10 protein-coding genes are annotated in these 12,492 nt (G+C 64.8%); 2 read left to right on the top strand and 8 right to left on the bottom strand.

The genetic code is table 11. The features are described 5' to 3' along the window. Positions 1-7: 7 nt before the first annotated feature. Together QXZ94_RS11050 and QXZ94_RS11055 are read left to right on the top strand one after the other, a co-directional pair. Complete coding sequence (locus QXZ94_RS11050) at positions 8-1,513, top strand: sugar ABC transporter ATP-binding protein (protein WP_315720429.1); 1,506 nt, start codon at positions 8-10, stop codon at positions 1,511-1,513. A 10-nt stretch (positions 1,514-1,523) separates the two neighbouring features. Then, a complete protein-coding gene (locus tag QXZ94_RS11055) occupies positions 1,524-2,561 on the top strand; it encodes an ABC transporter permease (RefSeq protein ID WP_315720430.1) in 1,038 nt (345 codons plus the stop codon). 252 nt (positions 2,562-2,813) lie between these two features. Here the strand turns inward: QXZ94_RS11055 and mtnK are convergent, their stop codons facing one another. From mtnK to nuoL, 8 genes are all read right to left on the bottom strand, one after another. After that, complete coding sequence (mtnK, locus tag QXZ94_RS11060; protein WP_315720431.1) at positions 2,814-4,115, bottom strand: S-methyl-5-thioribose kinase; 1,302 nt, start codon at positions 4,113-4,115, stop codon at positions 2,814-2,816. Positions 4,116-4,215: 100 nt separating this feature from the next. Next, positions 4,216-4,491 (bottom strand): DUF1467 family protein, encoded by a 276-nt coding sequence (locus tag QXZ94_RS11065; RefSeq protein ID WP_172109590.1) that lies wholly within the window; start codon positions 4,489-4,491, stop codon positions 4,216-4,218. 15 nt (positions 4,492-4,506) lie between these two features. Further along, on the bottom strand, positions 4,507-4,911 hold the full coding sequence (mce, locus tag QXZ94_RS11070; protein ID WP_172109591.1) for a methylmalonyl-CoA epimerase: 405 nt from the start codon (positions 4,909-4,911) through the stop codon (positions 4,507-4,509). 40 nt (positions 4,912-4,951) lie between these two features. Further along, positions 4,952-6,622 carry a ribonuclease J gene (locus QXZ94_RS11075; protein ID WP_315720432.1) on the bottom strand — a complete coding sequence of 557 codons (1,671 nt, stop codon included), beginning with the start codon at positions 6,620-6,622 and terminating at the stop codon, positions 4,952-4,954. After that, the gene (locus tag QXZ94_RS11080; RefSeq protein WP_315720433.1) at positions 6,623-7,429 is read right to left on the bottom strand and encodes a biotin--[acetyl-CoA-carboxylase] ligase; all 807 of its coding nucleotides are present in this window, start codon (positions 7,427-7,429) and stop codon (positions 6,623-6,625) included. Beyond that, positions 7,430-8,857, bottom strand: coding sequence for an NADH-quinone oxidoreductase subunit NuoN (gene nuoN, locus QXZ94_RS11085; protein WP_315720434.1), 1,428 nt, complete (start codon positions 8,855-8,857; stop codon positions 7,430-7,432). Positions 8,858-8,885: 28 nt separating this feature from the next. Next, positions 8,886-10,394 (bottom strand): NADH-quinone oxidoreductase subunit M, encoded by a 1,509-nt coding sequence (locus QXZ94_RS11090; protein WP_315720435.1) that lies wholly within the window; start codon positions 10,392-10,394, stop codon positions 8,886-8,888. Next, positions 10,391-12,484 (bottom strand): NADH-quinone oxidoreductase subunit L, encoded by a 2,094-nt coding sequence (gene nuoL / locus QXZ94_RS11095; protein ID WP_315720436.1) that lies wholly within the window; start codon positions 12,482-12,484, stop codon positions 10,391-10,393. Before nuoL ends, QXZ94_RS11090 begins: the two co-directional genes overlap by 4 nt. Positions 12,485-12,492: the final 8 nt, after the last annotated feature.

Here is a 12,492-nt window from a genome sequence, read left to right on the forward strand (position 1 = left end):
TCCTCCCATGCTGGACAGCCGCCCACCACTGCTGGAATTGCAGGACATCACCAAGTCGTTCGGCGGCGTCACCGCCTTGCGCGGCGTCGATTTCACCCTTCGTCCCGGCGAGATTCATGGTCTCGTCGGGGAGAACGGCGCCGGCAAGAGCACGTTGATGAAGATCATCGCCGGCGTGCACACCGGATTCTCCGGCCGTTTCCTGCTCGACGGCCGCGAGGTGCATTTCAACTCCACCCGCGACGCTCGCGCCGCCGGCATCGCCATGGTGCATCAGGAACTGAGCGTCGCGCCGGATCTCACGGTGGCCGAGAACGTGTTTCTCGGCAACCAGCCGACCAATGCACTGGGCATCGTGCAGTGGCGCCGCATGGCGCGCGAGGCTGCCGAACAACTCAAGAAGCTCGGCATCGACGCCGATCCGATGAGCCGGCTCGGCGATCTGCCGATCGGCGTGCAGCAGTTGATCGAGATCGCGCGCGTGCTGTTCTCCGGCGCCCGCATCATCATCCTGGACGAGCCGACCTCGGCGCTGTCGCCGCCTGAAGTCGAGCGGCTGTTCGCCGCCTTGCGCAAGCTGCGCGAGCAGGGCACCGGGATCATCTTCATCTCGCATTTCATCGAGGACATCCTGCTGATCTCCGATGAGGTCACGGTGTTCCGCAACGGCCGCAAGATCATGGAGACGCGGGCCGCCGACACCAGCAAGGCGGCGCTGATCGAGGCGATGATCGGCAAGGGGCGCGACGCGCTCGAAGACAGCTACACCCACGACATCACCCTGCCCGCGCCGCCGCTCGACAAGCCCGTAGTGGTCGAAGCCGACGGCCTGTCGCTGGCCCGCAATCTGAAGCGCGTGTCGTTCGCGGTGCGCGCCGGAGAGGTGCTCGGCGTCTACGGCTTCATGGGCTGCGGCCAGCTCGAGCTGGCGCGGATCCTGTTCGGCAAGCTCGCGCCCGATGCCGGCGAACTGCGAATCTCGGGCGAGCGCAACCGGTTCAAGAGCACGGCGGATGCCCGCCGCGCCGGCATCGCCTTCGTGCCGGAGAGCCGACGCGACATGCTGTTTCTGCAGGAGCCTGTCTACAAGAACGTCTCGATCAGCATCCTCGACCGCATCAACGCGGTGCTGCTGAAGCCGTCGCGCGAGCGCGCGCTGGCGAAGCGCCAAGTCGAGCAATTGCAGATCCGACCGGCCGATGTCGAGATCGACCTCGGCCTGCTCTCCGGCGGCAACCAGCAGAAGGTCGCGCTGGCGAAATGGCTCAGCCATCCGCCGCGACTTCTCGTGCTGTGCGAGCCGACCCGCGGCATGGATGTCGGCGCCAAGAGCGACGTGATCGGAATCGTGCGGCAACTGCGCGACCAGGGCATTGCCGTGATCGTGCTCTCGACCGAGCCGGAAACCGTGCTGTCGCTGGCCGACCGCGTCATCGTTCTCAAGCGCGGCGAGGTCGTGCGCGAATTCGCCGGCGAGACCATCAGCAAAGACCGTCTGCTCGAGGCGGCGTAGGGAGACTTCCATGGCGCATGGCGAGACCGTTCCGATGCCGGAGGCGCCGCCGCGACGCACCGGCGGCGTCGCGTCCGTGTTGCGCTCGCAGATGCGCAACATCGCGCCGTTCCTGACTTTGATCTTCCTCACGGCGTTCTTTGCGATCGCAAGTCCGTCCTTCGCGACGCTCGACAATGTCGGCAACATCCTGACGCAAGTGTCCGTGACCGGCATCATCGCGGTCGGTCTGACATTCGTCATTCTCTGCGCCGAGATCGACCTGTCGATCGCGGCCATCGCCAACGTGACCGGCATCGCAGTAGCCTATTTCACGCTGCAGGACTCCTACGTCAACATCGCCAACGTGCCGATGCCGGGCTTTGTCGCGATTCTGCTCGCGCTGGCGCTGTGCGCGCTGCTCGGCGCCGTCAATGCGTTCGGCTTGACGGTGATCGGCATTCCCTCCTTCATCATGACGCTGGCGATGATGCAGATCGCGGCCGGCATCTCGGCGATGCTGGTGCGCGGCCAGATCGCCTACAAGGTGCCTCCTCTGATCACCACGCTGGGTTCAGGCTCGATCGCAGGCGTGCCCTGGATCGTGATCGTCGCCGCGCTGATGCTGCTGCTCGGTCATCTCGTTCTGACCTACACGCGGTTCGGCCGCTACGTCTACATGGTCGGCGGCAATCGCGAGGCGGCCGAGTACTCGGGCCTGAACGTCAAGCTGATCCTGGGCAGCGTCATGGTGATCTCCGCGGTCTGCTCGGGGATCGGCGGCATGCTCGGCGTCGCACATTTCGGCAGCGCGCAGCAGAACGAGTTCGACACCTATCTGCTCGACTCGATCGCCGCCGTCGTGGTCGGCGGCACCAGCCTGTTCGGCGGCCGCGGCGGCATCGGCAACACCATCGTCGGTCTGTTCGTGCTCGGCGTGCTGAACAACGGCCTCGACCACGTCAACATCGACAGCTTCCTGAAGATCCTGATCCGCGGCCTGATCCTGCTGGCGGCCCTGGTGATCAACGTCTACGCACAACGGCTGCGAGCGAAAGCGGCGGACTAGAGCATGATCCGGAAAAGTGGAAACCGGTTTTCCGAAAGATCATGCTCAAACAAAGACAAAGATCATGATGCGTTTCCGCCGAAACGCATCATGATCTAGCCGTAGGGTGGGCAAAGCGAAGCGTGCCCAGCATCAAGGCCGCCGAGCACGCGCTGCCGTAGCCGGAAGGGCGACGGCGGAAGCAATCGAGCGCCGCGCGAGGACTTTGGATTGCTTCGTCGCTTCGCTCCTCGCAATGACGAGAGAGGTCATTCAAAACGCTGGCTGCCAATGACGCAGCTCGCGGGCGGCCTTCGTAAGCGCGTCGATCGACGTGAACGATGCTGTCTCGGTCATCAGCTTTCGCGCCAGTCGCAGCGCCCTCGCCTCGCACACCGCGCGCTGCTTCGCATCTTCGATCAGTTCGAAGTCGATGTTGTGCGCCAGACCCAGGATGCGGCGGATGATCTTCGCGGCCGTGAAGCCGACGGCGTCCTGGAACAATCTGGCCATGTAGGCCTGGCGCTCCGTCTCCAGCCGCGCGGCTCCTGCCTCTCCCGGAAACAGCGACGGCGAATAGGCATCGCCGTGCGCCTCGCTGCGCCATAGCGCCTGGAATTTGTCCGCAAATCCCGTCCACACGCGATCGACGGTCGCGAGCACCCAGCTCTCGAAGGCTTCCCGATCTCCCGGCTCCCGCTCATGTCCTGCTGATGCGAAATAGGCCATCAGCAGGTTGGCCAGAACGGCGCCGACGTCGAACCCCATCGGTCCATAGAACGCGAATTCGGGATCGATCACCTTGGTCTCGGTGTCCGTGACCATGATCGAGCCCGTATGCAGGTCACCATGGATCAGCGCCTCGGCGCTCGACAGAAACTTCAGCTTCAGCCGGGAGATCGCGACATGCAGATCGAGATCGGCGCGGATGTCCGCCGCCGTCGCATCCAGCCATGGCGTGGTCCAGCGGTTCTGCTCGGCGATCCGATAGGGATCAGTGAAGATCAGGTCCTCGGTGATCTTGCACAGCGCATGGTTGCCGGCGAAGCTCGCAATCGCCTCCTTCTTCTCCGCGGCCGACAGCGCGAGGTCGGACGAGAAGAACAATGTCCGCGCCATGAAGGTCGTGATGTGATCGACGAAGGCGGGATAGATCGTGCCGGCGACCAGGCCCTTGCGCATGATGATGTGCGGCTCCAGCAGCTCCATCGCCGTCAGCGCCAGCGCATGATCATGATGGATCACCGCCGGGACCAAGCCTGACGCCAGCCGCCCCTGTTGGGTGAGCGCGAGATGCTCGAAGTGCGCGCGCGACAGCGGCAGTGGCCAGCTCTCGCCGACCAGCCGCACGTAAGGCAGCGCCTGCTTGACCGCCAGTCCGCCTGACGATCCCTTGACGATGAAAACGAGGTTGAGATTGCCATCGCCGACCTCGGAGATCGACCAGTGCTCCGCTGGTCCTCCAAGTCGAGCCGCGACCGCTGGCGTCCTCGCGAGATGGTTGCGAAGATCCGCCTCGTTCAGAATGCGATAGCCCGATGGCGTCCCCTGCCCGGCTTCGGCCGATGTCGTCACGCGCAACCTCCCTGTCGCTCTTGTTTTGACCTCCTATAGCAAAAAAGCCGATGCACGTCCGTGCATCGGCTCCGACAGAATGTTGTGCGATGCGAGCGAGCTAGAACGGCAGGCCCATCAGCTTCGAGAGCCTCTCGATGCTGAGATAGCCGGCCTGATACGCCAGCAAGGCGAGCCCAAAGATGACGGCCGACAGAAACGTCGTCCAGAGCAGGCGTCGTCCCATCAGGCTGATCGTCGGCGCGCCTGGATCCGTGCCCGGCGAGGCGCCGCCGGTCTCGTGCTGGCTGCGCACCCCGAACGGAAGGGTCACGAACAGCATGACCCACCACAGCACGAAGTAGATCGCGAGCCAGGTGGAGATCGTATAGGCCATGGTCGCCCCGCTGCCTCAGGCCTGCTCGATCTCGACGAGCGCGCCGGAAAAATCCTTCGGGTGCAGGAACAGCACCGGCTTGCCGTGGGCGCCGATGCGCGGCAGCCCGTCGCCGAGCACGCGGGCGCCTTCCTTGATCAGCGTGTCGCGCGAGGCGATGATGTCGGGCACCTCGTAGCAGACATGATGGATGCCGCCATCGGCATTGCGCTCGAGAAACTTGGCGATCGGCGAGGACTCGCCGAGCGGCTGGATGAACTCGATCTTGGTATTCGGCAACGTCACGAATACGGTGATCACGCCGTGATCCGGCAACGGCAGCGGCGCCGAGATCTCGGCACCGAAAGCGGCGCCATAGATCTTCGCCGCCTTCTCGGCATCCTTGACCGCGATCGCCACGTGATTGAGCCGGCCCAGCATCGGTTCCTCCACTGTTTGGTTATCGTTCAATCCGCCCGCGTCAGACTTCCAGGACGTGCACCAGGCAAATCGGCTTCTTGCCCCATTGCTCGTTCACAGCCGAGCGAACCGCTCGCCGCACCGATTCCGCCGCGGCGTCGGGATCGCGCCGCCGCGCCCGCGGCAGGCCCTCGAAGGTCGAGACGACGGCATCGAATACGATGTCGTCCATCGGCTCGCCGGCGACAGTCTTCTCGGGGATGCCGACCATGTCGACCTCGGGATCGTCAGCCAGTTCGCCCTTCTCCGTAATGGCCATGGCCACGAAGATGCAGCCGGCGAAGGACATCTTGCGCCGCTCGACCACGGCTCGCGACTTCGAATCTTCGACGATGGTGCCGTCCTTGTAGAGACGGCCCGCCGGCAGCTGATCGATGATCCCGGGATCGCCGGGGCCGAGCTTGACCAGATCGCCGTTGCGGCAGGTGATGACCTTCGGCACGCCGCAGGCACGCGCCAGCCGCGCATGCTCGTGCAGATGCAGCGCCTCGCCGTGGACAGGAATCAGGAGCTGCGGCCGGGTCCAGGCGATCATGTCGCGCAGCTCGTCGCGGCGCGGATGGCCGGAGACGTGAACCAGATGATTGCGGTCGGTGATGATCTCGATGCCCTGCTGCACGAGACCATTGATGACCGCGCCGACCGCCTTCTCGTTGCCGGGAATGGTGCGCGAAGAGAAGATGACGGTGTCGCCCTTGTTCAGGGTGACCAGCGGATGATCGTCATTGGCGATGCGCGCCAGCGCCGCACGCGGCTCACCCTGGCTGCCGGTGCACAGCGCCAGCACCTTGTCGGCGGGGAAGTGGCCGTAGAGATCCATGCCGCGGAAGTTCTGCACGCCGTCGAGATAGCCGGTTTCGCGCGCGACCTGGACGACGCGCTCCATGGCGCGGCCGACGATGACGACCTCGCGCTCGGCCTCACGCGCCGCTTCCGCCACGGCGCGGATGCGCGCGACGTTGGAGGCAAAGGTGGTGACGGCGACGCGGCCCTTGGCTTCCTTGACAAGCGCCGTAATCGTCTTGGCGACCTCGGCCTCGGATGGCGAGCGCCCCTCGCGTACGGCGTTGGTGGAGTCACCGATCAGCGCGAGCAGCCCGGCATCGCCGAGCTCGCGCAGCCGCTTCTCGTCGGTCGGCACGCCCAGCACCGGCGTCGGATCGATCTTCCAGTCGCCGGTGTGCAGGACCGTGCCGACCTCGGTATGGATGGCGAGCGCGTGCGATTCCGGAATCGAATGCGCGACCGGAATGAACTCGACGTTGAACGGACCGATGTCGACACGGCCGCCTGACGGAATGACCTTGACCGGGATCTTCGCCGGCAGGCGCTCAGCCTCGCATTTCGCCTCGAACAAGGCGGCGCTGAACTTGGTCGCGTAAATCGGACATTTCAGCCGCGGCCAGAGATCGATGATGGCGCCGAAATGATCCTCATGCGCGTGCGTCAGCACCAGGCCGACGAGATTCCTGCCCTCCTTCTCCAGGAAGCTGACGTCCGGCATGATCAGGTCAATGCCGGGCAGATGCTCCTCGTCGCCGAAGGAGACGCCGAGATCGATCGCGAGCCAGGAGCGCTGGTGGCGATTGCCGAGACCGTAGATCGACAGGTTCATGCCGATCTCGCCGACGCCGCCGAGCGGCGCAAAGGTCAATTCGTCCGGACGTGCCATCTAGACCGCTCCCTTGGATGCGACCGAGCCGAAATGAACATCACCGGCCGTGATCGGCTCCAATCGTCCCTCCGCGGTCCGCACCAGCATACAACCCTGTTCATCGATCGTGTCGAAAATCCCCTCGATGATAGCATGTCCGGACCTGATGGCGACGGGCTGGCCGAGGCCCGCGGCCCGCTCCAGCCACAGCTTTCGGATGTCGCCGAAGCCGCGTCCCTCGTTCCAGATGCCGAAATACTCGACCCAGGTATCGGAGAGAGCGGTGAACAGATCCTCGGCGCTCACCTCGACTCCAATGTCTCTGAGCGAGACCGCCGGTGTCGGGGTATCGGTCGGCGCCGCCACCACGTTGGTCCCGATGCCGGCCACCACCGCCAGCCCGCCGGCCACCCGTTCGGCCTCGAGCAGCATGCCGACGATCTTGCGGCCGCCGGCGAGCACGTCGTTCGGCCACTTCACCGAGAAATCGAGTGAGGAGCTGCCGCCGGACCGCAGCACGGCCTCGCGGCTGACCTGCCGCAGAGCGCTCGATATGGAGAGGCAGGCGGCGAAGCCGAGCGTGGCGGCAACAGCGGGCGCGACGTTCAGCACTTCGAGGACGGAGGAGGCCAGATTGCCCCGTGGCGCAATCCATGGCCGCTGGCGGCGGCCACGTCCGGCGGTCTGCTCCGTCGTGACGAACCAGCTTGCCTTGGCGCCCTGCCGCGCAGCGGAGAGGGCCTCGATATTGGTCGAGCCGGCCCGATCGAAGACGACGAGCCCGTAACCGCTGGCAGCGGCCCGGGCCCCAAGAGCAAAGGTCATCTAGAACAGCGACTTCGCCGCGGCCGCGGCCGCGCTGACCAGCGGGCCGGGATAGGCGAAGAACAGGATGTTGAAGACGCCGGAGATCGCGAGCACCGTGCGCAGCTCGATCCGGACCGGATCGACGCTCGGCAACGGCTCGTCGAAATACATCGTCTTGACGATCAGCAGGTAATAATAGGCGCCCACGACGCTGGTCAGCACGCCAATCACCGACAGCGTGAACAGCCCGCCCTTGATCGCCGCGACGAACACGTACCACTTGGCGAAGAAGCCAGCGAGCGGCGGCACGCCGGCCAGCGAGAACAGCAGCATCGCAAAGAAGAAGGCGAGCAGCGGATTGGTGCGCGAGAGGCCGGCGAAATCGCTGATCTTCTCGAACGACTGGCCGTTGCGCTTGATCGCCATGATCACGGCGAAGGAGCCGAGCGTCATCGCGACGTAAATCGCGATGTAGGTCAGCACGCCCTGCGCGCCCTCCACCGTGCCGGCGGCGAGTCCGACCAGCGCGAAGCCCATGTGGCCGATCGACGAATAGGCCATCAGGCGCTTGATGTTGGTCTGGCCGATCGCGGCGAACGAGCCGAGCGCCATCGAGGCGATCGAGACGAACACGATGATCTGCTGCCACTGGAAGGTGATGCCCGGGAACGCGGTGAGCGCGACGCGCACGAACACGGCGATGGCGGCCACCTTCGGCGCGGAGGCGAAAAAGGCGGTGACCGGCGTCGGCGCGCCTTCATAGACGTCCGGCGTCCACATGTGGAACGGCACCGCCGAGACCTTAAAGCACATGCCGGCGAACAGGAAGACGAGGCCGAAGATGATGCCGACGCTGCCGGTCTTGGTGGCCGCCGCGATGCCGGCAAAGCTCACAGTGCCGGTGAAGCCGTAGATCAGCGAGGCGCCGTAGAGCAGCATGCCCGACGACAGTGCGCCCAGCACGAAGTACTTCAGGCCGGCTTCCGTCGACTTGACGTTGTCGCGATGGCTGGCGGCAACGACATAGAGGGCCAGCGACATCAGCTCGAGGCCGAGATAGAGCGTAATCAGGTCACCGGCCGAGATCAGCACGAGCATGCCGAGCGTCGAGAGCAGGACCAGGATCGCATATTCGAAGATGCGGCGGTCCGGCTTCGACAGGAACTCCGCCGACATGATCAGCGTCGCGGCCGAGCCGATGATCGCCAGGATCTTCAGAAAGCGCGCATAGCTATCGGCGATGAAGCTGCCGCCGAAGGCCTGACCGCCCTGCTGCCTGAGCACCACGATGCCCACCACGATCAGGAGCGCAACCGCGAGGCCGGTGACGATCCCCGTCGTCCCCTGCCCGCGAAACGCGCCCAGCATCAACAGCGCCATGGCCCCCAAGGCCAGCAGCAGCTCCGGCAGCACCACCCAAAGCTGAGGCCCAAGATTCTCGATCATCGTCTCTGTCCCGACCCCAAGGGTCTCATCATTGGAGCAGCGCGGCGGCCTTCACGGCCGTCACGGCGGTATTGTAGTTGGTGACGAGCTGCTGCACCGAGGCCGCCGACATGTCCAGGATCGGCTTCGGATAGACGCCGAACAGGATGGTCAGCGCCACCAGCGGAAACAGGATCACGCCTTCACGCAGAGTGAGGTCCTTGATGCTCGCGAGCGACGGCTTGGTCAGCGCGCCGAACACCACCTTGCGGTACAGCCACAGCGCGTAGCCGGCCGACAGGATGACGCCGAAGGTCGCGAAGAACGCAGTCGGGATCGACACCTTGAAGGTACCGAGCAGGGTCATGAACTCGCCGACGAAACCGGAGGTGCCGGGCAGGCCGACATTGGCCATGGTGAACACCATGAACACCAACGCGTAGATCGGCATCCGGTTGACGAGGCCGCCATAGGCCGCGATCTCGCGGGTGTGCATGCGGTCGTAGACGACGCCGACGCAGAGGAACAGCGCGCCCGAGACGATGCCGTGCGAGATCATCTGGAACACGCCGCCGGCGACGCCCTGCATGGTGCCGGCGAAGATGCCCATCGTCACGAAGCCCATATGCGCCACCGACGAGTAGGCGATGAGCTTCTTGATGTCCTCCTGCATCAGCGCGACCAGCGAGGTGTAGATGATCGCGATCGCCGAGAGCGTCCAGACCAGCGGCGCGAAATCGTGCGAGGCCAGCGGGAACATCGGCAGCGAGAAGCGCAGGAAGCCGTAGCCGCCCATCTTCAGCAGGATCGCGGCCAGGATCACCGAGCCCGCCGTCGGCGCCTCGACGTGCGCGTCCGGCAGCCAGGTGTGGACCGGCCACATCGGCATCTTCACCGCGAAGGAGGCGAAGAAGGCCAGCCAGGCCCAGGTCTGCAAGTTGCGCGGCACCGCGGTGTGCATCAGCGTCGGAATGTCGGTGGTGCCGGCGTTCCAGTACAGCGCCATGATGGCGAGCAGCATCAGCACCGAGCCGAGCAGCGTATAGAGGAAGAACTTGAACGACGCGTAGACCCGGCGCGGCCCGCCCCAGACGCCGATGATCAGGAACATCGGGATCAGGCCGCCCTCGAAGAACAGGTAGAACAGCACGAGGTCGAGCGCCGAGAAGGTGCCGACCATCAGCGTTTCCAGGATCAGGAACGCCATCATGTATTCGCGCAGGCGGTTCTTGACCGACTTCCAGCTCGCCACGATGCAGAACGGCATCAAAGCGGTGGTCAGGATCACGAACGGCAGCGAGATGCCGTCGACGCCCATGTGATAGCTGATGCCGGCCGCCAGCCAGTTCGACTTCTCGACGAACTGGAAGTCGGTCTGGCCGGGGTCGAAGCGCAGCACCAGGATCACCGACACCGCGAAGGTGATCAGCGTGGTCCACAATGCGATCCAGCGCGCATTGCGCTGGGCGGCTTCGTCATCGCCGCGGACCAGATAGATCAGCAGCGCGCCGACGAGCGGCAGGAAGGTGACGACGGAGAGAATTGGCCAGGTGGTCATTGCTGGCCCCCCATGAACATGAACCAGGTGATCAGGCCGGCGACGCCGATCAGCATGGCAAAGGCATAGTGATAGAGATAACCGGTCTGGATCTTGACGACGTTGCGCGTGACGTCGAGCACCCGCGCCGACACGCCATCCGGACCGAATCCGTCGATGACGAACCCGTCGCCCTTCTTCCAGAGGAAGCGGCCGAGCCACTTCGCCGGACGGACGAAGATGAAGTCATAGAGCTCGTCGAAGTACCACTTGTTGAGCAGGAAGTTGTAAAGCAGCGGCTGCTGCGCGGCGAGCTCCTCCGGGATGTCCGGACGCTTGACGTAGAAGAAGTAGGACACCGCGAAGCCGCCGACCATCATGATGAAGGGCAGCTGACCCAGCCAGAACGGCATGTGCTCCATGTCCTCCAGGATGTGCGGGTTCATCTTCAGCGACTCGCCGAAGAAGTGCTCGACACCGTGGGGATCGACGAACAGGCCCTTGAACGGGAAGCCCGCCAGGATCGAGCCGGCCGCGAGCACGCCGATCGGGATCAGCATCCAGATCGGGCTCTCATGGGCGGCGTCGTAGTGATGCTGGTCGTGCGGCGTGCCGAAGAAGGTCTTGAACACCAGACGCCAGGAGTAGAACGAAGTCAGGCCGGCGGCGACGATCGTGAGGAAGTACGCATAGGTCGCGAACGGATTGTGCGCGGCATAGGCGGCCTCGATGATCGCGTCCTTGGAGAAGAAGCCGGCGAAGCCCGGGAAGCCGGTCAGCGCAAGCGTCCCGACCGTCATCACCGCGAAGGTGTACGGGATCTTGCGCCACAGGCCGCCCATGTTGCGGATGTCCTGCTCGTGGTGCATCGCGTAGATCACCGAGCCGGCGCCCAGGAACAGCAAGGCCTTGAAGAAGGCGTGCGTGAACAGATGGAACATGCCGACCGAGTAGGCCCCTGCCCCCATCGCCACGAACATGTAGCCGAGCTGCGAGCAGGTCGAATAGGCGACGATGCGCTTGATGTCGTTCTGCACGAGGCCGACGGTCGCCGCGAAGAACGCGGTGGTGGCGCCGAAAAACATCACGACGGCCTGCGCGTTCGGCGCGAGCTCGAACAGCGGCGACAGGCGCGCCACCATGAAGACACCGGCAGTGACCATGGTCGCGGCGTGGATCAGCGCCGACACCGGAGTCGGGCCTTCCATCGCGTCCGGCAGCCAGGTGTGCAGCAGGAACTGCGCCGACTTGCCCATCGCGCCCATGAACAGAAGCAGACAGGTGAGCGTGAGCGCATCCGCATGCCAACCCAGGAAGTTGATCGTCGTCTTGCCGGCGATGCTCGGCGCAGCGGCGAAGATGGTCTCGAAGTCGGTCGACTTCGTCAGCAGGAAGATCGCGAAGATGCCGAGCGCGAAGCCGAAATCGCCGACGCGGTTGACGACGAACGCCTTGATCGCGGCCGCATTGGCCGAGGGCTTCTGGAACCAGAAGCCGATCAGGAGGTAGCTGGCGAGACCCACGCCCTCCCAGCCGAAGAACAGCTGCACGAGGTTGTTGGCGGTCACCAGCATCAGCATCGCGAAGGTGAACAGCGAGAGATAGGCGAAGAAGCGCGGACGGTTCGGATCCTCGTCCATGTAGCCGATCGAATAGAGGTGCACGAGCGAGGACACGCTCGTCACCACGACCAGCATCACCGCCGTGAGCGTATCGACGCGCAGCGCCCAGGACACTTGCAGCTCGCCGGAATTGATCCAGGGCAGCAGCTCCTTCACGCCCGCTTCGTGGTGCATGAAGCCGACGCTGACCAGGGTCGCCCAGGACAGCGCGGCCGAGACGAACAGCAGCGCGGTGGTGATCGCCTGCGCGGCCCAGGTGCCGGAGGCCGGCGGCTCGGCGACGTGGTGATCGTCGTGGCCATGACCGTGATCATCGTGGCCGTGGTCGTCATGCGCATGGGCATGCGCGTCGGCGGCGCCATGAGCATGGCCGTCGTCGTGATGCTCGACCTCGTCGCCGCTCGGATGGCGCCCATGCGCCCCGAGCAGCGCGATCAGGCCGGCCAGGATCGCGCCCAGCAGCGGCAGAAAGACAATGGCCTGGATCATTCGCCCGT

The sequence above is a fragment of the Bradyrhizobium sp. SZCCHNS2022 genome (assembly GCF_032377575.1).
Classification (GTDB): domain Bacteria; phylum Pseudomonadota; class Alphaproteobacteria; order Rhizobiales; family Xanthobacteraceae; genus Bradyrhizobium; species Bradyrhizobium aeschynomenes.